The 19,617-nt window shown below is 51.8% G+C and carries 19 protein-coding genes; 13 read left to right on the forward strand and 6 right to left on the reverse strand.

The genetic code is table 11. The annotated features are described in order from the left end of the window. Complete coding sequence (tatC, locus tag AC0VZ8_RS03550) at positions 1 to 771, reverse strand: twin-arginine translocase subunit TatC (protein WP_071222094.1); 771 nt, start codon at positions 769 to 771, stop codon at positions 1 to 3. A 23-nt stretch (positions 772 to 794) separates the two neighbouring features. After that, the gene (locus AC0VZ8_RS03555; protein ID WP_071222093.1) at positions 795 to 1,046 is read right to left on the reverse strand and encodes a MerR family transcriptional regulator; all 252 of its coding nucleotides are present in this window, start codon (positions 1,044 to 1,046) and stop codon (positions 795 to 797) included. A gap of 277 nt (positions 1,047 to 1,323) precedes the next feature. Between AC0VZ8_RS03555 and AC0VZ8_RS03560 the strand changes: the two genes are divergently transcribed. The 7 genes from AC0VZ8_RS03560 (at position 1,324) to AC0VZ8_RS03590 (ending at position 5,935) form a co-directional block, all read left to right on the forward strand. Continuing rightward, the gene (locus tag AC0VZ8_RS03560) at positions 1,324 to 2,928 is read left to right on the forward strand and encodes a flavin monoamine oxidase family protein (protein WP_260068468.1); all 1,605 of its coding nucleotides are present in this window, start codon (positions 1,324 to 1,326) and stop codon (positions 2,926 to 2,928) included. Between the two features lie 19 nt (positions 2,929 to 2,947). Then, complete coding sequence (locus AC0VZ8_RS03565; RefSeq protein ID WP_475486063.1) at positions 2,948 to 3,502, forward strand: RidA family protein; 555 nt, start codon at positions 2,948 to 2,950, stop codon at positions 3,500 to 3,502. A 91-nt stretch (positions 3,503 to 3,593) separates the two neighbouring features. Continuing rightward, the gene (locus AC0VZ8_RS03570; protein WP_071222091.1) at positions 3,594 to 3,809 is read left to right on the forward strand and encodes a twin-arginine translocase TatA/TatE family subunit; all 216 of its coding nucleotides are present in this window, start codon (positions 3,594 to 3,596) and stop codon (positions 3,807 to 3,809) included. A 248-nt stretch (positions 3,810 to 4,057) separates the two neighbouring features. Beyond that, positions 4,058 to 4,261, forward strand: coding sequence for a CsbD family protein (locus AC0VZ8_RS03575; RefSeq protein ID WP_071222090.1), 204 nt, complete (start codon positions 4,058 to 4,060; stop codon positions 4,259 to 4,261). Between the two features lie 32 nt (positions 4,262 to 4,293). Beyond that, a complete protein-coding gene (locus AC0VZ8_RS03580) occupies positions 4,294 to 4,569 on the forward strand; it encodes a hypothetical protein (protein ID WP_260068466.1) in 276 nt (91 codons plus the stop codon). A 242-nt stretch (positions 4,570 to 4,811) separates the two neighbouring features. Next, positions 4,812 to 5,486 (forward strand): NAD(P)H-binding protein, encoded by a 675-nt coding sequence (locus tag AC0VZ8_RS03585; RefSeq protein WP_071222089.1) that lies wholly within the window; start codon positions 4,812 to 4,814, stop codon positions 5,484 to 5,486. 68 nt (positions 5,487 to 5,554) lie between these two features. After that, on the forward strand, positions 5,555 to 5,935 hold the full coding sequence (locus AC0VZ8_RS03590; RefSeq protein ID WP_071222088.1) for a RidA family protein: 381 nt from the start codon (positions 5,555 to 5,557) through the stop codon (positions 5,933 to 5,935). 144 nt (positions 5,936 to 6,079) lie between these two features. On the opposite strand, the gene AC0VZ8_RS03595 is transcribed toward AC0VZ8_RS03590, so the two are convergent. From AC0VZ8_RS03595 to AC0VZ8_RS03605, 3 genes are all read right to left on the reverse strand, one after another. Next, complete coding sequence (locus AC0VZ8_RS03595; RefSeq protein ID WP_071222087.1) at positions 6,080 to 6,844, reverse strand: tryptophan-rich sensory protein; 765 nt, start codon at positions 6,842 to 6,844, stop codon at positions 6,080 to 6,082. Positions 6,845 to 6,940: 96 nt separating this feature from the next. Further along, entirely contained in the window at positions 6,941 to 8,557 is a 1,617-nt protein-coding gene (locus AC0VZ8_RS03600; RefSeq protein ID WP_260068463.1) for a response regulator, read from the reverse strand. Position 8,558: 1 nt separating this feature from the next. Further along, positions 8,559 to 10,343, reverse strand: coding sequence for a cache domain-containing sensor histidine kinase (locus AC0VZ8_RS03605; RefSeq protein WP_475486064.1), 1,785 nt, complete (start codon positions 10,341 to 10,343; stop codon positions 8,559 to 8,561). A 152-nt stretch (positions 10,344 to 10,495) separates the two neighbouring features. On the opposite strand from AC0VZ8_RS03605, the gene AC0VZ8_RS03610 reads away from it, so the two are divergent. The 3 genes from AC0VZ8_RS03610 (at position 10,496) to AC0VZ8_RS03620 (ending at position 13,646) form a co-directional block, all read left to right on the forward strand. After that, entirely contained in the window at positions 10,496 to 11,377 is an 882-nt protein-coding gene (locus AC0VZ8_RS03610; protein WP_071222084.1) for a carbohydrate ABC transporter permease, read from the forward strand. Further along, on the forward strand, positions 11,377 to 12,213 hold the full coding sequence (locus tag AC0VZ8_RS03615; RefSeq protein WP_071222083.1) for a carbohydrate ABC transporter permease: 837 nt from the start codon (positions 11,377 to 11,379) through the stop codon (positions 12,211 to 12,213). The genes AC0VZ8_RS03610 and AC0VZ8_RS03615 overlap by 1 nt, the downstream gene beginning before the upstream one ends. Before the next feature lie 143 nt (positions 12,214 to 12,356). Then, positions 12,357 to 13,646 (forward strand): ABC transporter substrate-binding protein, encoded by a 1,290-nt coding sequence (locus AC0VZ8_RS03620; RefSeq protein ID WP_475486065.1) that lies wholly within the window; start codon positions 12,357 to 12,359, stop codon positions 13,644 to 13,646. A 272-nt stretch (positions 13,647 to 13,918) separates the two neighbouring features. Here AC0VZ8_RS03620 and AC0VZ8_RS03625 read toward each other — a convergent pair whose 3' ends face one another. Beyond that, positions 13,919 to 14,131, reverse strand: a complete 213-nt coding sequence (locus tag AC0VZ8_RS03625) for a hypothetical protein (protein WP_475486066.1) — start codon at positions 14,129 to 14,131, stop codon at positions 13,919 to 13,921. A gap of 311 nt (positions 14,132 to 14,442) precedes the next feature. Between AC0VZ8_RS03625 and AC0VZ8_RS03630 the strand changes: the two genes are divergently transcribed. The 3 genes from AC0VZ8_RS03630 (at position 14,443) to AC0VZ8_RS03640 (ending at position 19,420) form a co-directional block, all read left to right on the forward strand. Then, positions 14,443 to 17,544: a DEAD/DEAH box helicase gene (locus AC0VZ8_RS03630; protein WP_475486067.1), complete on the forward strand. Its 3,102-nt coding sequence runs from the start codon at positions 14,443 to 14,445 to the stop codon at positions 17,542 to 17,544. A gap of 69 nt (positions 17,545 to 17,613) precedes the next feature. Continuing rightward, on the forward strand, positions 17,614 to 18,351 hold the full coding sequence (locus AC0VZ8_RS03635; RefSeq protein ID WP_475486068.1) for a hypothetical protein: 738 nt from the start codon (positions 17,614 to 17,616) through the stop codon (positions 18,349 to 18,351). Between the two features lie 190 nt (positions 18,352 to 18,541). Continuing rightward, positions 18,542 to 19,420, forward strand: coding sequence for a M15 family metallopeptidase (locus AC0VZ8_RS03640; RefSeq protein WP_071222078.1), 879 nt, complete (start codon positions 18,542 to 18,544; stop codon positions 19,418 to 19,420). Positions 19,421 to 19,617 lie beyond the last annotated feature (197 nt).

A 19,617-nucleotide genomic window follows, 5' to 3' on the forward strand; every position in this document is an offset into this window, starting at 1 on the left:
TTAGATCATCTGGTGAACCGTATCGATTTCCGTGCTTTCTTCATGGTTCACATGCTTCTGTTTGCGATGCATCCAGCTTGCCAGCCATGTGCTGATCTCATACAGGGCGATGAGCGGGATGGCAACCATCAGGTGAGATACGAGATCGGGCGGCGAGATCAGCGCCGCAATGATCACCAGAACGACGTAGGCATAGCGCCTCATCGTATGCAGGATAGCCGGGCTTAATATTCCTATTCGCGTCAGAAACAGGACGACAACGGGCAGCTCGAAGGCAAGGGAGAGCGGGATGATGATATTGAACATGAATCCGAAGTACTGGGCAACGCCGTACGTTTCGACAAGGTCCATCTGACTGTTGATTCCTGTCGTAAATGCAAGACTCATTGGAAAAACGACAAAGTACGCAAAGGCAACCCCTATTAGAAAACATAACGCGGAGAATGGGATAAACCGTAGGGCCGCTCTCTGCTCGCGGTTGTTCAGTCCCTGATTGACAAACAGCCATATTTGATAAAGGGCAAACGGCAGGGTAGGAAGCAGCGATAATACGATGCTTATGCTCATATAGATGCGCAGTCCGTCCCAAGGCGAGAACACGTTCCAGGTTACCTGAAAGGCCGGTGAGTGATGCTTTAACATGGATAACACATGAGGGGCGGCAATGAGGCCTGCAGCCATGCTCAGGATGAAGACGGCAGCTACCAGTAGGATCCGTTTTCTTAGTTCGGCGATGTGCTCGAGCAGCGTCATGGTACTCTTGAACTCCATAGGTTTCGTCACTCCTTCGGTCATCATCGGAAGATGGGCGTGCAGCGCTGTTTTTTCGTTTTGTTCAATTCCTTCAGTTCAAATGTATTAAATCCCTCCTGCATTTTTTGATGGATTTCCTGGATGCTTTTCACATCCTCAAAAGAATATCGACGATTTCCTCCCTTCGTACGCTCCGGAAATATAAGCTTTCGTTCCTCGTAATACCGAATTTGCCGTTCCGTCAAGCCGGTCAGTTCGCAAACAACCCCAATACTCATCACCTTACTCTCCATAATCTTTACCTCCTATGTAAGTATTGTTAACCCTAAGCTATTGTTCCTGGCTTGAGATTAAAATCGAAGAAGATAAAACGGCAATAATTCTGGCGATTCCATTTTGTTTGGAAGGATTTATGACATGATTTTATGAAAAAGAAGGTGAAAAAGCAATCATTTTTCAAAAATAAAAAAACAGTGTAAGAAAACCTAACAAAATTTAAGCCAAACCTTATTTTCTCTGCTAAGATCGGCTCATGAATCCAATCACAAACTAGCGAAGGAGTGAACGAGGGTGGCTACAAAAGAACAACCAAAAGAGATGACCCGGAGGCAATTTCTGACGACTGTTGGCAAGGTGGGTGGATCTGTCGCCGTCTTCAGCTTGATGGGTACGATGGGGCTCCTTACGCCGGAAACGTTGAAAGCAGCGGAATATACGCCTCCCGGAAAAAATGACCTGAATCTAAGCGGCCGCGGCGGCAAGAAGATTGTTATTCTCGGCGCAGGAATCGCGGGTTTGACGGCAGCGTATGAGCTCGGTCTGGCAGGTTACGACTGCACGATATTGGAAGCCAAAAGCTTTGCCGGCGGGCGCAACTGGACGATCCGCAAAGGAACCTCCGTTGCGGAGATCGGATTTGGCCGTCAGACCTCCCGCTTTGATAACGGGCTGTACTTCAATGCAGGCCCGATGCGGATTCCGCAGTTTCACGTCACGCTGGATTATTGCAAGAAGTTTGGCGTAGCCATCGAGCCATTCAACAATGTGAATGAGAGCGGCTACTACTATAACGAGAACGTGGGGGCTTTATCCGGGCAGCGTGTCCCCAAGCGTGCAGCCAAAGCCGACGTACGCGGTTACGTGGCCGAGATGCTCGCCAAAGCCGTGAATCAAAATGCGCTGGATCTGCCGCTGACAGCGGAAGAGAAGCTGAAGCTGGTGGATTATCTGAAGATCGAAGGAGATCTGAATCCGGATCTGTTTTACAAGGGTTCCGAGCGCGGCGGGTATAAGGATGAGCCGGGAAGCCGCCTGGATGCCGGTGTGCTCCGGGATCCATTCGATTTGAAGGCGATCATCAATTCCGGCTTCGGCAAATATTTCAGCAACGAGTACGGTTACGACCAGCAGATGATGATGTTTCATCCCGTAGGCGGCATGGACGCCATCATCAAGGCATTTGAGAAAAGAATCGGCAACCGGATCAAGTACCGGGCAGAGGTGAAGGAAATTCGCCAGTCCTCTTCCGGTGTGAGGATCGTGTACACGGACGGCCATTCCGCCAGAGAGCAAGAAATCCGCGGCGATTACTGTATCTGCACCATACCGCTGACGGTGCTGAAGAAGATTCCGGCCGATTTCTCGCCTGAGATGTCCAAAGCGATCAGCAGCGTCGGTTACGCCTCTGCAGGTAAAATCGGCCTGCAGTTCAAACGGCGTTTTTGGGAAGAAGACGAATATTTATATGGCGGCAGCAGCTTGACGAATATGGACATTACGCAAATCTACTACCCTCCGACAGACTATTTTGGAAAGAAGGGGATTCTGCTCGGCTACTACGCATACGGGGGCACTGCCGATAAACTCGGAGCCATGTCGTATGCCGAGCGCGAGCGCCTTGCGCTGACGCAAGGCGCCAAGATCCATCCACAGTATCCGAAGGAGTTCGAGGCATCCTTTTCCATCGACTGGAAAAGGACTAAATACCAGGAAGGCGGCTGGGTATCCTATTCCGCCAACGACAGGAAAACCTACTACCCTACCCTCTGCAAGCCGGATAACCGTATTTACTTGGCAGGGGAGCACATCAGCTACATCACGGCTTGGCAAGCAGGGGCCATTGAGTCCGCCCGCGAGGTCGTAACCGACATCCATCAACGCGTAATGAAAGCGTAAAACGAAGGGAGACGATTCCATGAAAAATCAACTGAAGACGATCCTGGCGCTGACCATGCTGATCAGTGCGGTGAGTGTAACCGCCGCGCATGCCGACAGCTCCTCCGCCTATAAGAAGCCGACCAAAGCTTCGCCCGCCCCGAAATTTTACGGCAGTCCTACATCCTCTATTTCCAGCGGCGTTATCATACCCGAAGGGGCTTCCTATCTTTATACAAGCGGGACGGTTCCGCCCTTGCTGAACAAGGATGGCAAGACGGTTTATGAGCGCTATGGCGATACCAAAACCCAAGGGATCGGCATCCTGAAGGAAATCGAGAAACAACTGAAGGAGCAGGGGTTGACGATGAAGGATGTCGTCTATTTGAGAGTGTACTTAACCCCGGATGCAGCCAAGAACGGAGCTTTTGATTATACCGGCTGGTTTGACGCATACGCCCAGTTTTTCAATACGAAGGAGAATCCCGTGAAGCCTGCGCGTTCTACCGTGGGGGTAGCGAGCCTCGTGAATGCCGATTGGTTGATTGAGATTGAAGCCGTAGCCGTATACCCTGGCAAGGATAAGAAAAAGTAAATTGTTCTTGTTCCACGTAGTCGGCTGATCGAATAGCCGCTGGCTTTCACAAAAGAACGGTCACCATCACATATTAAAGGAGTTGGGTTCCATGTTTCAAAATGTTGGCTTTGTCGGATTGATGATGATCCTGATTGTTGTGCTCATTCTGTTCGGTCCTTCCAAGCTGCCGGAGCTTGGCCGGGCGGTGGGCCGCACATTGTCTGAATTCAAAGCTTCCGCCAGAGACTTGGTTGGGGAAGATAAGGAAGAGGAAAAGGGCAAGGAGAGGGAAAGGGAGGGAGCGGTCATCAAACTGAAAGGGTGATCAGGGCCGTTTCATCCAGCCCTCAGCACTATGAGATTGGATATGTATGTACAAATGAAGCTGTCCCGTGGAGCTGCTGTAGCCCATGGAGACAGCTTTTTTGAATGCTTGGACTTTGAGGTCAATGCAAGGACTGAAACTTAGCGATGACATCCTTTGCCAGGATTCAGAGAAACTCCTGAGGGGTATACACAAGTACAGGCAATTCTACATTTCATCATTCATTACTCTAAGAGGAGCTGATATTTATGGATAGCAACGTATTTAAAGGGAAATGGAAACAGATGAAGGGTGAAGCGAAGAAGCAATGGGGCAAATTGACGGATGACGATCTCGATGTGATCGACGGCCAGAAGGATAAATTGGTTGGCAAGCTGCAGGAACGTTACGGACATACGAAGGATGCGGCGGAGCGTGAATATACCGATTGGAGTGCAAGATACCGCGACTAGTCTAAAGGACGATAAGGGAGGCAGAACGAATCATGTTGGAATCCCGGGTTGTGACCGGCAAGGTGATCGATATTCGTGACGGCAAGGTGTTTACCTTACACGGAGACATGGTCAGCACCTATCATTTGGGATACTATGAGATGATGAATGAGGAAGTTCTCCCTGTCACAGACAGTCAGCAGGCGGCATCGTCCACCGCGGGGCTTATGGCGGAGGAAGCTGCCGAATCCTCCGGCTGGCTCCGCAGGGAGTGGAAACCGCTGACCAGCTTCATAACCGCTTGGAGAAAGAGTGCAAATCGAGCCTGATTTGCGCTCTTTTTTTGCCTTTTTAAGCTTGGATGTCCGGGCACTGAGCCATGAGAATTTCATGTGAGTTTTATATTTAAAAAGTCATATTGACTTGGGTCTGATGCGGTGTAGAATGAGGTCAAAAGGAAGTTTGATCATCCCATTTAGGGCGGAGAGTGCTTCGTGCTGCATAGAAGAGCGGGGGCAGAGGCCTTTCATGTCATTCATATTTTATATCATGAACGGAGGGAGGGGGCGAGGTGGGAATGGTTGCACTTGTAGTCGGGGCCACAGGGCTTGTGGGGCGTATGGTAACCGAAGAACTGCTGGGACGCGAGGAGCTTGAAGAGGTTCGCGTGCTGGTACGAAGTCTGCCTGATATTACGCATCCCCAGTTGAAGCCCATCTTGGTAGAATGGGATCAACTGGATCGATACAGCGAAGCTTTCTCAGGCGTCCACAGCGTGTATTGCTGCCTGGGAACCACGATCAGGAAAGCAGGGTCCCAGCAGCAGTTCCGTAAAGTGGATGTGGATTATGTCATCAAGACAGCGGAGTTGGCTAAGCGGCACGGGGTGAGACAATTTATGGCGGTCAGCTCCGCAGGCGCTAATCCGAAGGTTCGTAATTTCTATCTTCGCACCAAGGGTGAGGTTGAAGAAAAGCTGGCCGGGATTGGTTTTCGGGGGCTGCATCTGTTCAGACCGTCATTATTGCTGGGCGAGCGGCCCGAGCGGCGGTTTGGAGAGCGGGTGGCATCGGTTCTCATGACTTCCCTCGACTTTGCATTCAAAGGTCCGAAGCTGGCTCCATATCGGGCCATACCCGCGCGGAAAGTAGCCAAGTCGATGGTGAATATCGGCTTAACGGATATGAAAGGCCGCCATGTATACACCAATGAAGTCATTCATGTTCTCGGCGAGGCCGCTGAATAAATTTGCCAGAGCACCCGTGGCAGATTACAATGTACACAGATAGGAATACATAGAAAGGGTGACAAACCATGAGTAAACATATCATATCGACCAACAAAGCACCGGGAGCTATCGGACCTTACAGCCAAGCTGTAGAAATCAACGGATTCGTCTATACCTCAGGCCAGCTCGGCCTGAATCCGGAAACGGGTGAATTCGGCGAGGGAGTTCAGGAGCAGGCGAAGCTGTCTCTTAGCAACGTGAAGGCGATCCTTGAAGCAGCCGGGACAAGCCTCGACCATGTGGTGAAAACTACCGTATTCTTGAAGGATATGAATGATTTTGCAGCGGTTAACGAAGTGTACGGCAGCTTCTTCTCCGAGCCTTACCCTGCTCGCAGCGCCGTTGAGGTTGCTCGTTTGCCGAAGGACGGACTGGTTGAGATTGAAGTCATCGCCGTTAAGCCATAAGCGATATGATCATATGTGAAAGGGAGCTTTGCCAATGCAGGCAAAGCTCCCTTTTTTTTATGCTCTATTGATTTTTAGCGATATTGAAAAGGGTGCGAACTAATCACATAGACGAGCAAGGGAAGCTTTTCGTTAAGGCTCGGTTTAATATCGAGATCTTCTCCGATTGCGCGTAAAGAAGAGCCATATGGCATATACAAACAGGACGATAGAGAGTACAAAGGCGGTCATTAAGATGCTGTCGGTTTCCCGATGCTCGGCCGCGATGGCGATGTAAGCCCAGGTGAAGACCAGCGGCACGATGCTGTCCCGGTAACGCTGGCCGATCCATATGGCGAGTAATGTACCGATGCAGAGCAGCACAATCCCCAAAGTGGTTTCGCGCAGGCCGAAGAGGCTCCAGTCATTCTTCTGAAACACGATTCCGACGTTGACGATAAAGGCAGGACATACCCAGCCGATATATAGGCTGAACGGAAATTTCAGACAGAACTTTTCCCCTGACGTTGGATAGTCGATTGTATGCGTGCGTACGTATAGAACCCATAGGGTTAACAGCAGCAGGAACATCACCACGACAGACCATTCAATATACAAATAGTGCCACAAAATAAGCCATGCCATATTGAATACGCAGCTGAGGATAAACCATGGACCGATGGATTTTACCGAATCGCGGTTTCCGGTGTCACGACGCAGCTGATAGATGACAAAAAAGAACAGCAGCACATAGATGACGGACCATATGGAAAAGGCATATCCTGCGGGAGTGATCGCTGTATAATACATATCTGATATCTCCCCGGTTGTTCTGCCGCCAAGCGGCAGCATGCCTGATAACACATTCACGGCAATTACACCGGCGAAAAACAGCAGATTCCACCAGCGGTACGGGTTGTTGCGGTACAATATAATCTCCTCCTGATATCAGTCTGGAATATATAGAATATACCCAAAAGAATGAATATCGAGCCAGCAGCCAAGAAAAGGGCACCGCCCCTTCACTTAACTCATAGGTTTCTTGCGGTATTCGTTGGGCGTTAAACCCTCCATTTTTTTGAACACTTTGCTGAAATACTTCTCATCCTGGTAACCAACCATCTCCGCGATTTGGGCGATCCGGATCTGGGGATTGAGCAGCAGCGTTTTGGCTTTGTCGATACGAATCCGCCCGAGAAAATCCGATAGCGTTACACCGAATTCCTGCTTGAATTTTCGCGAAATGTACTCCCTGCTAAGAAAGAACTTCCCCGCAATTTGCTGAAGGGAAATCTCCTCATGATAGTGCTGCTCCAAATAGTGGGCAATATCATGAATGATGTGACTGTCCTTGGAATGAATCTGGGTAAGAACCCGGGATGCTGCATACAGCCTTCCGCTGATCTGTTCGCGCCAGCGATCCCAGCAGATCATTCCCTCCTCGCTGTAAGGAAGCGGGGAGGGGAGGTCCTGCGAGATTTCAGCGTCTTCGATGGGCTCCTGCGTGCTTTTCACTTCATTTTCCGTCCAATGATACTGGATCCAGTCCCACTCCGAATTCCATCTCGCCAGATGCTCCGGCGATACGAGATCCCTCTCTCTCACATCTTGCAGCCATTCTTCCGTGGCTGCCTCAATGCGCTCCTTGCTCCTGCTAAGCGCAGCCAGTTTGAATTTCTCCTCGTAGGAGGAGAGCCGCAGGGTGCGCGAGCCATCGCTTTCAACGGCGCGTTCGCGATGGATACGGGATTTGCCGGTTAATAGATTGCGGCTGCACAAAGCTTGGGCGGCATTTAGATAAGCCTTCGGCAAATCTTCGGGAAAGGCGTCTGCTCTGGCGGCACCGAAATGGCTTCGCCTCCGAAGGGTGGAGAAGAACCCGTCATTGATTCGATCCAGTACGTCGTTAAAGGGAAGCCGCGGATTCCAACAGAGGATCATGATTTCACCGGGCTTGTCGATATGTCGAAAGGCAACCCCCTGATCCATCAACAGTTCATTGCAAATATTGATGAGCGTGAAGGATAGCAGATGGCGCCTGTTGCGGAATTTGGACAGCAAAGCTTCGTCAAATTGATCATCGCGTAGGACGGCAACGTTATAGATCATGCCGGTTACCGGCAGCGTCATCCGGTTCCGCAATTGAGAAACCACGCTGTCCCTGTTGCCGTAGCCGTTAACCAGATCCGAGAGCAGGCGGTCCATATAGAAAGGGGTCATCTGATTCATTTCGATATTCTGGTTAGTAATCTGCTGCCGCTTCTCTTCCTCGAGCTGCCAGGTTTGAACCGCTTTGGCCAGCGCTTCGTTCAAGCTGTCCGGTTCAACGGGCTTGAGAATATAGTCAATGCCTCCCGAACGGATCGTATGACGCACATATTCAAAATCATCATATCCGCTAATGACGAGCACTTTAATATCCGGTTTCGTAGTATGGAGCCAGGTAAGCAGCTCCAGTCCGTTTTTGCGGGGCATTCGCATGTCGGTCATGACAATTTGCGGTTTGTTCTCCTCGATTAAGCGGACCGCTTCCTCCCCGTCAGCGGCCTGATCAATTTCCGTGACGCCATGCTGCTCCCAGTCTGCCAGAAGCCCTATAGCCTCCCGCACATGCTGTTCGTCATCTACGATCAATACTCTCATTCTACTGTTCACTCTCCCATGCGTTGATATCGAGCGTGACCTTGACGCCGTGTGGTACTACATTCTCTATCGTTAATCCGGCCTTGTTGTCGGAGTATAAGTTCAATCGCATCAATACATTTAAGAGCCCAATCGATTCATTGCCGGCATCGTTCCGGTCAGGGTGGCCGTAAGCGGTCGCAAGCTTGCTGCGAATCAAGGCGAGCTCGGCCTCTTCGATGGAGGACCCGTTATTTTCAACGATGACGATCAAGCGGCGATCTTCCGAGATGCGGGAAGATATGGATATATGGCCGACGCCGGCGTGCGTATTCATGCCATGCTTAAAATAATTCTCAACAATCGGCTGCAGGATCATCTTTGGAACCGGAGTCGTAAGGCTCTCGGGATCCAAATCCCATGTGATGTCCAGCTGGTCACGGAACCGCTGCTTCTGCAGCTCAAGATACAGCCGCACATGATTGATCTCATCCTGCAGGGTCACTTTGCCCTCGCTGTTGCGCATATTGTAGCGCATCATATTCGCCAGCGATGAGAGCAGGGAATAGATTCGCGGCACATTATGCTGCAGGGCCAGGGTACCGATCGACTGGAGCGAATTGTACAGGAAATGCGGATCAATCTGCGCCTGGAGTGCCTTCAGCTGATTGGTCTTATTGGCGATTTCCAGCCGGTACTCACGCAGGATCAGGTTGTTGATGGTGTCCATCATCGTTCGGAAGCGGCGGGAGAGAATCCCGATCTCGTCCGGGCTTGTAACGTCAATATCCACGTCAAGCCGCCCGGTTTTCACCTGATTCATATAGCTTGTGAGTTGTTTAATGGGTCTTGTAATCCGAATGGATATCCATAGCGTGCCGAATATGACAACGAACAGTGCTAATATCGCAATAATCGCGTTAATGCTCGTGAGTTCTGTCGAATGTTTGTACAACGTTTGATGCGGGATTTGTTTGACAAGCGTCCAAGGAGCGTAAGGCAAATCGAGCTTCTCGTAGACGATCATCGCGTCTTCGCCGTCATAATATCCATTATCCGCTTGAGCGATTTCGCCCATGAGCACAGGGTCGTCCAAACTTTGCCCTCTCTGCTGCGGATCCGGACCGTAGATGATGCTTCCCTCGTCATCAATCAAGTATAGCTGTTCTTCCCCTTTAGCATACAGTTGATCGCAAATGGCCAAAATACTGTCAAGTTTCACATCGATCGCCATAAGGGCATATTGGTCGGGTGACGGCACATTGGTGATGGATCGATAGAAGGTGAAAACTTCAAAATTCAAAATGTCCGCAGGCCGCGGAGGGAACCCGTAACTGTGCACCTGATGGACGGGCTCGATGGCCGTATTGCCCGGGCCGAATTCTTCTATTTTACGGTAGGGCTCCTGACGGAATTCCCTACGAGGGAGATTACTAGATATCTGGGTGGACTGTCCCGTTAAATTATTATGCAGATAAATTTGATGCACGTCCTGCGTGCCCGTTTGAATGGCCTGCAAGGTTGTATACAGCTCGGCTACAACCCGGTGATTATCGGGATCTAAGGCAAGATTGCGCAGAAAATGGGGATCGGAATATACGGACAGGGAGGCGCGGTCGATGCCGCGCAAATAGTTCATCAGATTGGTGGCTCCCTGATAAATCAATCGTATATTTTCATCCACCGTCTGCTCCTTCACGGACTCGCGGGTATGCGTAAACGTAATGAACAGCGAGAGCAGGAGCGGAATGGTTGTGACAGCGAGCATGAATGTGATCAGCCGGGTCTGGATGCTGCGGTATTTCATATAGGATCACCCCCTGAGTTATGGATTGGGCATCGCGTATGGTCAATATTTTACACCTAACGGTTCATGATTCTCCGTGTTTATTGTTTACAGGTTACCGCATAATGGCTGTACATCATACAACAACTTAAACGAAAAGGGGAGATCAAGGGATGAATCGAAAAAAATCTTCGGCGCTGCTGCAGCAGTTTCTTTTCGTGGGACCTTCCACTATTTTTTTCATCCTGATCATGATCATTCCGTTCCTTCTGGGTCTTTATTATTCCTTCACGAACTGGAATGGCGTGTCAAGCAAAATCGACTTTGTCGGCTTTGATAATTTTGTTACCATTTTTACCAATGATGATAAATTCCGTGATGCCTTCTGGTTCACAACCCGGTTTACGGTGCTTGGCGTCATCCTTACGAATCTGCTCGGATTTTTACTGGCGTACTTCCTGACCAAGCCGCTTAAGACACGGAACGTGCTCCGGACGATTTTCTTCATGCCTAACGTCATCGGCGGCCTGCTGCTCGGTTTTATCTGGCAGTTTATTTTTGTCAAAGGGTTTGCAGCGATCGGTAATGCCACCAACCTCGGATTTTTCAATCTGCCGTGGCTCGGTACGAAGGGAACTGCCTTTTGGGCAATTGTAATCGTTTTCGTATGGCAGACGGCAGGTTACCTGATGGTCATCTACATCTCCTCGCTCAACAACGTGCCGAAGGATATTCTGGAGGCAGCCGAAATCGACGGCGCGAGCAGAGGGCAGGTACTGCGGTCTATCATTATACCGCTCGTTATGCCAGCGGTTACGGTATGTTTGTTCCTGGCGATTTCCTGGTCCTTCAAAATGTTCGACTTGAACCTGTCCTTAACTAAAGGCGGACCGTTCGGCTCCACGGAGTCGGTGGCCATGAATATTTACAACGAGGCTTATACGAATAACCGTCTCGGGCTCGGAACGGCGAAAGCGGTCATCTTCTTCATCGTGGTTGCCATCATAACAAGTCTGCAAGTTCGATTCACGAAGAGCAAGGAGGTTGAAGCGTAATGGAGACCACGAAAAAATACCGGCTGAACACCATGGTTACCGAGATCATTATGGTCGTCGTAGCCCTGCTCTTCCTGGTTCCGTTCTACTTCCTGTTCGTGAACTCTGTCAAAACCTTCGGCGATCTGTTGACGGACTCGGCAGGACTTCCGACCACCCTTGAATGGAGCAACTATTCACGGGCGTGGGAGATCACCAATTTCCCGCAGGCGTTCTGGAACTCGCTGGTCGTTACGGTAGCCAGCAATCTGCTGCTGGCGATGTTAAGTGCGATGACCGCGTATCAGATGGTTCGTCGGAACACGCGCTTTAACCAGATCATGTTTGCGCTGTTTGTGGCGGCGATGGTCATTCCGTTTCAATCGATCATGATTCCGCTCGTGAAAGTGACGGCAACGATGGGCATTAACAACAGCTTGTACGGGCTCATTATCTGTTACCTGGGCTTCGGAGTTCCGCTAAGCGTATTTCTGTTCCATGGCTTCGTGAAATCGATCCCGATGGAGATCGAAGAAGCCGCAACCGTGGATGGATCCAGCGGATACGGCGTATTCTTCCGGGTGGTATTCCCGCTGATGAAGCCGATGTTCGTTACGGTCATCATCCTGAACACCCTATGGATATGGAATGACTACCTGCTGCCATCCCTGATCCTGCAGTCCGCAGAGCTTCGGACCATTCCGATTGCTACCTTCGCCTTTTTTGGGCAATATACCAAGCAGTGGGATTTGGCTCTGCCGGCGCTGGTGCTGGGGATCATGCCGGTCATTATTTTCTTCCTGGCCATGCAGAAATACATCATTGAGGGCATTACGCAAGGAGCGGTGAAGGGATAGCCGCCAATCGGTCAATTCCTTCCCCCTCACAGATCAATATAATCCCTGATTTAACGAAAAAAGGTTGATTATACTGGAAAAGTAAACGCTATCAACAAATGCAGTACACGATCCTTATAGAAGAAAAAAAGGGAGGATTCACAATGAAGAAATACGGTAAGCTGCTCCTGGTCATGGTTCTGGCTTTCTCTACGCTGCTTGCAGCCTGCGGCGGCAAGAATGAGGACAATCAAGGCGCTGATGGTGGTGGCGAAGGCGGAACGAAAACGATTAAGATTTTTCAATTTAAAGTCGAAATCGCCGAGGCTCTGAATAAACTGAAAGCTGAATACGAAAAAGAGCATCCCGGCATTAAGCTGGACATTCAAACGGTTGGCGGCGGCTCGGATTATGGCGCGGCGCTGAAAGCGAAGTTCGCTTCCGGCGACGAGCCGGATATTTTCAACGTTGGCGGATACCGCGATCTTGAAACCTGGTTCGAGAATGTTGAGGATCTCTCAGACCAGCCATGGGTGAAGGATGTTGTTGACGTTGCCAAAGAGCCTATGACCAAAGACGGTAAACTGTACGGGCAACCGATGACGATCGAGGGTTATGGATTTATTTATAATAAAGATTTGTTTGAAAAAGCGGGAATCACCGAGCTTCCTAAGACGCTCACAGAGCTTGAGGAAGCAGCCAAAAAACTGCAAGCCGCCGGTATTACGCCATTCGTGAACGGATACCAAGAGACCTGGATTTTGGCCAACCATTTGCTGAACATTCCGTTCGCCCATCAGGAAGATCCGAATGCATTCGTTAAAGGAATGAATGAAGGCACGGAGAAGCTGGTTGGCAACGCGAAATTCGACGAATGGATGAGACTGTTCGACCTCACCGTCCAATACGGCCAGAAGAACCCGCTGACGACGGATTACAACACGGAAATCACGACCTTTGCCAGCGGTGAAGCGGCCATGACCCAGAACGGGAACTGGACGCAAGTACAGATCGACGGCATCAATCCGGATCTGAACATCGGCCTTCTGCCGATGCCGATCAATGACAATGCCGAAGAGAATGACAAGCTTCCGATCGGCGTGCCAAACAACTGGGTCGTGAACAACAAATCGCAGGTGAAGGATGAAGCGAAGGAATTCCTGAACTGGCTCGTCACTTCGGAGACCGGTAAACGTTACATTACGGAAGAGTTCAAGTTCATCCCGGCACTGACCAGCATCGAAGCAAACAGCGAGACGCTTGGCGATCTGGGGAACGATGTCATGAAATACAGCAAAGAGAACAAAGCGCTCAGCTGGGAGTTCAACAAATTCCCTGACGGCGGCATGAATGAATTCGGCAGCCAGATGCAAGGTTATGTGGCAGGCAATGTGGACAAGAACCAATTGTTCGAAGGCATTCAGAAATCATGGGAAAGCTTGAAAGCGAAGTAATCACGAGGGTAGCGGTTATAGCAGCGCTATGCCATCGAAATGATCCATTGACGTAAAGTAAATACGCTGTCCTCAAGGGGATATCGACACATCAACACAGTTCCGATTTTCATTCATGCATTATTAAAGGTCGAAGACAGACTCATTTAGAGCGCTGTGCTTCGACCTTTTTGTTTCGTGGTAATCACATACTTTAGCTTTGTGGCACCGTCTCTATCGTTGATAAGCATGCCCCGTGGTCAAGGGGAAGAAGCAGCGGAGCATGCTTATGACTAATAATTATTTCGAATTAGCAAATAAATAATGAGACCAACAACAGGGAAGAACAACAAGCCCAGCACAACCAGGATCGCAAATTCGGGGCTGCGGCCTTTTCGCCTGGCGTCATTATAACCCCATACGCAGACGGCAATGTGAAGAAGGAAGAAGAATAATCCCAGTAATAATGTCAAAATCCCGATAATACCAACGCCAACAAAACTCATAATGAAATACCCTCCCGAACTCTAATTGTATGATCTACATACGGTCGATCGGCATTAGGGTCGCATAAAAACGAAAAAAATTGGGATTTTCTTGCTGGCGGAACCGGAGATTGCATAAGATCACGGAAATTTTATTAACCTATATAGGAGAATTCTGCAATACATAGATCACTACGAAATAGTAAATACATGGTATGATAAAGGTTGACGTTATTTTGGCGTGGGAACGATTTCGCATCGTTTTGAAATGTTGAAGCTATCGTATAAGATAGTAATAATATCTATAAAGCAGGAAAAGACGGGAGACAACGATGAATCAACCGCTCTATGGCGTATGGTTAGGTGACGTATTCTTTTGTTTTTCCGGTGAGGTTTCGGAACCGAGAGTGGATGCTTGGAGCCGCGTGGTCCGTACCTTTCGCAGACCGGATGGAATCCGTCCCTTCGCTAACGCTTCCCTCCGGCTTGCCGAGCTCCGATATCCGGCCAAAGTTCTCGGATCGAAAAGCGCACGGCGTCCGGAACGGAAGACACTTGGCGGACGGACGATGGAAGGGCTTGCTCTGACACCGGGAGACGCATTTCAATTGCTAACCTCGCTGGATCCTGAGTATTACCAGACTCAGGGTCTAAGCGTTGGTGAAGAAATGGAATATTGGGTACAAGCGAGCAGATTCGCATTGGAGCTGCTCCTGCAAGGGAAGTTTGCACCAGGGACGGCCGAGGTGCCTTCCGTAGGCAGGCGTCGGACAACGATGCAAAATATAAAGGCGGTATGGAAGCCGCAGCTGTCTGCCGAGGATGGCGCGCGCTTTCTGCAGCTGGCAGCGAATATCCCGCCCATTGCGATTGGACCGCCGGCAGCCCTTGCCGGATTCGATCCTTCTACCCGTGAGGAAGCAGGGGCTATTGTGCTGTATTCTTTTCTGTGCGGCGTGATCGACAGCCAAGTCCGGGCGGCTGTCCGCGAATCGGAGGATAAGCTGCGGGCCTATCTGGCGAACTACCGGCGGGGACAATCTCCGCTTGCCGAGCTGTGGTGGAACAGCCTGTTGACCGTCAGTCGTGACATTCCCATTCAGGGGACGGCTGAGGAAGTGAGCGAGCTGGAGGAAGCCGTTGAACGTGTTGGAGGGACGGCGTTTCCATATGACAGCGGGGAGGATCAGCCTCCCGAGAACGGGACCATTGGACTTGGGTTGCGGCTTGAGCCGCCCCTGGATGAGAGCCGGAAGGACTGGAAGGTGTCCTTCTGGGCACGCGGTCAGGAGGATGAGGGCTTATCGATGCCCGTCCGCAGCATTTGGGGTAATCCGGAATCCGATCAGCTGATCCGTGGACGGATGTATTCTAGGGTTCAGCTGCAGCTGTTAATGAAGCTGGGAGAAGCGGCAGAGCTGGCACCGGAGCTGTCCGCTGGCTTGTACGGACGTGCTCCCGAGAGCGTGTCGCTGTCGCTTGACCGCTTGTCCACGTTTATGAAGGAATCGGTTCCGAAATTAACGGCAAGCGGAGTCACGGTTCAAATGCCTTCACGATGGAGCCGGGAAGGGCGCCGCCGCGTCGGCTTATCTCTCAAAATGATGCCGGATGCAAGACCATCCGGCGAAGCGCATCCTCTGCCGGTGCTAGGCATGGAGCATCTGGTCAGCTTTCAAATCTCCGCAGCGATGGGAGGCCAATCCCTGACGCGCGAAGAATTGAAGTTTCTGGCCGAACAGAATCTGCCCTATGTCCAGTTCCGCGGGGAATGGGTTGAGGTGGATCTGAAGGAGATCAACCAAGTGCTGCGGTTCATGAAGCGCCATGAGAAGGGCGAGATGGAGCTAGCGGAATGGATGCATCTTAGCGCGGATATGGATGGAGAACGGATGTGGAAAGGTCTCTTTATCGAGGAAGTGGAGACAACCGGTCTGCTATCCTCCTTACTGGATGGCGAAACGGCCCGCAAGCTGCCGTCTCGCCCGATTCCCTCCTCGCTTCACGGCGAACTGAGACCGTATCAGGAACGGGGGTACCAGTGGCTTAGCGTGATGCGCGATTTGGGATTTGGTGTTTGCCTTGCCGACGATATGGGACTTGGAAAAACGGTACAGGTTATTACCTGTCTGCTGGAGCGTCTCAATACGGAATCGGCTCGCGGTCCGGTGCTGATTATTTGCCCGACTTCGCTTCTGGGTAACTGGCAGAGGGAAATTCAGCGATTTGCACCGGATCTGACCTTGCATGTGCACCATGGCGTTCGACGTCTGCGTGGAGAAGACTTCCTGCAGGAAGCAGTCAATCATGATATCGTGCTGACCACTTATCATTTGGCGGGAAGAGACGGCGGTGATTTATCCGCTATCCAGTGGTCGAGTGTGGTGCTCGACGAAGCGCAATATATTAAGAATTACCGTACGAAGCAGGCGCAGAGCGTCATGAAATTATCCGCGCCTCACCGTATTGCCATGACCGGAACACCGGTGGAGAACCGGTTGGCGGAGCTGTGGTCGATCTTTCATTTTCTTAATCCGGGATATCTCGGCTCCTTTAACACGTTCCGTCAGCGATATGCGCCGGGAGAGGGGCAGCAGGAGAGATTCCGCGAGCTTCATAAGCTCGTATCTCCGTTCATGCTGCGCAGACTCAAGAGCGATCCGGATATCCGCAAGGATCTGCCGGAGAAACTGGAATTGAAATCGTATTGCCCGCTCACCGAGGTTCAAGGTGCGATGTACCAAGCGGTTGTCGATGAGATGATGGGACAGATCGAAAGCCGGACGGGCATGGCGCGCAAGGGACTTGTGCTTTCATCCCTCACCAAGCTGAAGCAGATATGCGATCATCCGCAGTTGCTTCGACGCGACGAAGGACGTGCGGTGCGTGCGGAGTCCTCGGGCAAAATGGAGCGCATGCTTGAAATTCTCGACAGCATCGCGGATGTTGGAGAATCCGCACTGATTTTTACCCAGTATGTAGGCATGGGTGAATTGCTGGTAAGCATGCTTGGGCGTAAATACGGGAAGGAGCCGTATTTCCTTCATGGCGGGGTGCCCAAACGGGAGCGGGATGAGATGGTACGGGCGTTCCAGGCAGGCGAGGGAACCGAGTTTTTTGTTCTGTCGTTAAAAGCCGGGGGCGTAGGTCTGAATTTGACCCGTGCGAACCATGTGCTTCACTATGACCGTTGGTGGAACCCGGCGGTTGAGAACCAGGCGACGGACCGTGTATTCCGGATCGGCCAGCATCGCAATGTTCAGGTACACAAGCTGATTTCTCAAGGAACACTGGAGGAACGGATTGACGAGCTGATTGAACAGAAGAAGGCGTTGTCCGAGCAGGTGGTCGGGTCGGGCGAAACATGGCTGACGGAAATGTCGGACGGTGAGCTTCGCCAGTTGATCGAGCTGCAAGAGCAGGACTGGATGTAACCGGATTGCGTACGGCGCGTGAAGCAGCGTAAAAGGCATACAAAAATGGACGCCAAGGAGGTGTGGGTTATGGAATCTGCGGAATCGGCCGAACGGATCGGGTTGGTGTTCGAACCCGGATGGTTAAAAGGGAAAGTGGATGGAGGGCCCGAATCTTCTGGGACCTATGAGGTCAGCGTTCAGGTAAAAACGCTAAGCCCTGCTGCCCGCGAGGCCGTGCTGGCTAATCTGGAGGAAGACCCGCAGGCGCTGTACCGCCTGCTTGCAGGGCAGGACGCCCCTTGGCTGGCCGAGCTGGCGCCGTCCCCCCTGCAGGGCGAAGAGGCGGCCGCCGCTGCCCGCTGCACCTGCGGCCAAGCGGCCTGCGGGCACGCCGCAGCCTTGCTGGCTGCCGCAGCCCTGCGGCTTGCGGCTGAGCCGCTCCAGCAGCTGACGCTGCTGGGGCTGCCGCGGGAAGCGCTGCTGGCCGGCGTTTTTGGCGCCTGGGCCAAAGCAGCTCCGCCGCAGGCAGGCGGCTCTGCCGCAGAGCAGGCCGCCCGCGCGAAGGAGAAGGGGCCGTCCGGCCCTTCTCCGGGCGAATGGGTGGCCGAAGCGGCGGCCGAGGGCCGATTGCACCGGCCAGGCCCGCAGCTTAGCGAGCTGGCGGTGCAGCTGTCACCGCCGCCTCCGGCAGATCAGCTGGGCCCAGTCGGCGACTGGACAAGCTTACTGCCAGGCGTTCGCGGCGCGTCCAAAGCGCTCAGCGTGATTGCCCGCGGCGCGGCCAAGCAAGCCGAGCAGAAGCGCCGCAGCTTGAAGTCGCCGTAAGGCTTACCAATCCATCACAGAATTGTATTGAATTTGATAGATGCGGCGCCATAAATCGGGGCAATCTGCCGGATATTTGACGTAAACGGAGATTATCCGGGATGTTTCGACAGGCGCCTCGTTTGTTCTGCTCATTCTGAATAAGGTACAATGGGGGCAGGACAAACCGTGGGAAAGGAAGAAGCCATAGATGAATGCATTTTCGGGAAAACGAACACGATTTACAAGCGCAATGCTGTCATCCTTGCTGTTAGCAGGAGCCATTCTGGCAGGCTGTCAATCGGATGATGCGGGTTCCGGCAAGGAACAGGGTCAGGAATTGCAGTCGCCGGCTGAAGGCCAGGAAGGAAACACGCTTCCTGAGGCCGGCGCGGGCAATGAAGAGACTGGGGCTGAGGATCAGCAGGCGGATCCGGTCATGGCGAAGCGGAGCGAGAATGCCCTTCAGGCCACGATCCAGGAAAGCGGCGGCAAGCAGGTTGTAACCAATGCAGAGGCGATGACGGTGGTTGTGAATAAGCAGCGCAGCTTGCCGGATGGATATGAACCAAGTGACCTCGTGGAGCCGGATGTTCCATTTTCTTTTGATGAGCCGCACGAAAAACGGCACCTGAGAAAAGAAGCGGCAGACGCGCTCGAGGAATTGTTCGCTGCGGCCCAAGCAGACGGCATCGAGCTCCGGGCCGTGTCGGGATACCGTTCTTATGCCCGTCAAAAAACGATATACGAGAACAATGTTCGTACCAAAGGGGAAGCCGAGGCTAATCGTGTAAGCGCGGTGCCGGGTACGAGTGAGCATCAGACAGGCCTTACGATAGACGTGTCCAGTCCTAGCGCAGGCAATGCGCTGGAGGAAGCGTTCGGGCATACGGAGGAAGGGCAGTGGCTGGCGCAACGCGCGCCGGAATTCGGCTTTATCATTCGTTATCCGGAAGGGGCCGAGGATATTACCGGCTATGTATACGAGCCGTGGCATATCCGTTATGTAGGCAAGGATCTTGCGCCGGATATTGCCGACAGCGGCTTGACGCTGGAGGAATACTTCGATGAGGCGAACATTAAACTGTAAGCTGTGCTAATAGTCGTGGGATAAACGGGACTTTTTATCCTTGTACCCCGGCTTGCGAATCTATAAAGTAGAACAGGACCTGCGCAAGACCGGGCGATGTTCTTGTTATACGAATGAATCCCGGGGCGGCTTGGCTCCGGGATTCATTCGTATTTTAAGAGATAAGAAAGCATACACTTCAGAGGCCTTGATCTAGC

Source organism: Paenibacillus sp. QJM3NY_38, assembly GCF_056173265.1.

Coding starts and splice junctions, on each gene's coding strand:
- tatC (WP_071222094.1), bottom strand. CDS start 771: ATGGAGTTCAAGAGTACCATGACGCTGCTCGAGCACATCGCCGAACTA.
- AC0VZ8_RS03555 (WP_071222093.1), bottom strand. CDS start 1,046: ATGGAGAGTAAGGTGATGAGTATTGGGGTTGTTTGCGAACTGACCGGC.
- AC0VZ8_RS03565 (WP_475486063.1), top strand. CDS start 2,948: ATGAAAAATCAACTGAAGACGATCCTGGCGCTGACCATGCTGATCAGT.
- AC0VZ8_RS03570 (WP_071222091.1), top strand. CDS start 3,594: ATGTTTCAAAATGTTGGCTTTGTCGGATTGATGATGATCCTGATTGTT.
- AC0VZ8_RS03575 (WP_071222090.1), top strand. CDS start 4,058: ATGGATAGCAACGTATTTAAAGGGAAATGGAAACAGATGAAGGGTGAA.
- AC0VZ8_RS03580 (WP_260068466.1), top strand. CDS start 4,294: ATGTTGGAATCCCGGGTTGTGACCGGCAAGGTGATCGATATTCGTGAC.
- AC0VZ8_RS03590 (WP_071222088.1), top strand. CDS start 5,555: ATGAGTAAACATATCATATCGACCAACAAAGCACCGGGAGCTATCGGA.
- AC0VZ8_RS03600 (WP_260068463.1), bottom strand. CDS start 8,557: ATGAGAGTATTGATCGTAGATGACGAACAGCATGTGCGGGAGGCTATA.
- AC0VZ8_RS03605 (WP_475486064.1), bottom strand. CDS start 10,343: ATGAAATACCGCAGCATCCAGACCCGGCTGATCACATTCATGCTCGCT.
- AC0VZ8_RS03610 (WP_071222084.1), top strand. CDS start 10,496: ATGAATCGAAAAAAATCTTCGGCGCTGCTGCAGCAGTTTCTTTTCGTG.
- AC0VZ8_RS03615 (WP_071222083.1), top strand. CDS start 11,377: ATGGAGACCACGAAAAAATACCGGCTGAACACCATGGTTACCGAGATC.
- AC0VZ8_RS03620 (WP_475486065.1), top strand. CDS start 12,357: ATGAAGAAATACGGTAAGCTGCTCCTGGTCATGGTTCTGGCTTTCTCT.
- AC0VZ8_RS03625 (WP_475486066.1), bottom strand. CDS start 14,131: ATGAGTTTTGTTGGCGTTGGTATTATCGGGATTTTGACATTATTACTG.
- AC0VZ8_RS03630 (WP_475486067.1), top strand. CDS start 14,443: ATGAATCAACCGCTCTATGGCGTATGGTTAGGTGACGTATTCTTTTGT.
- AC0VZ8_RS03635 (WP_475486068.1), top strand. CDS start 17,614: ATGGAATCTGCGGAATCGGCCGAACGGATCGGGTTGGTGTTCGAACCC.
- AC0VZ8_RS03640 (WP_071222078.1), top strand. CDS start 18,542: ATGAATGCATTTTCGGGAAAACGAACACGATTTACAAGCGCAATGCTG.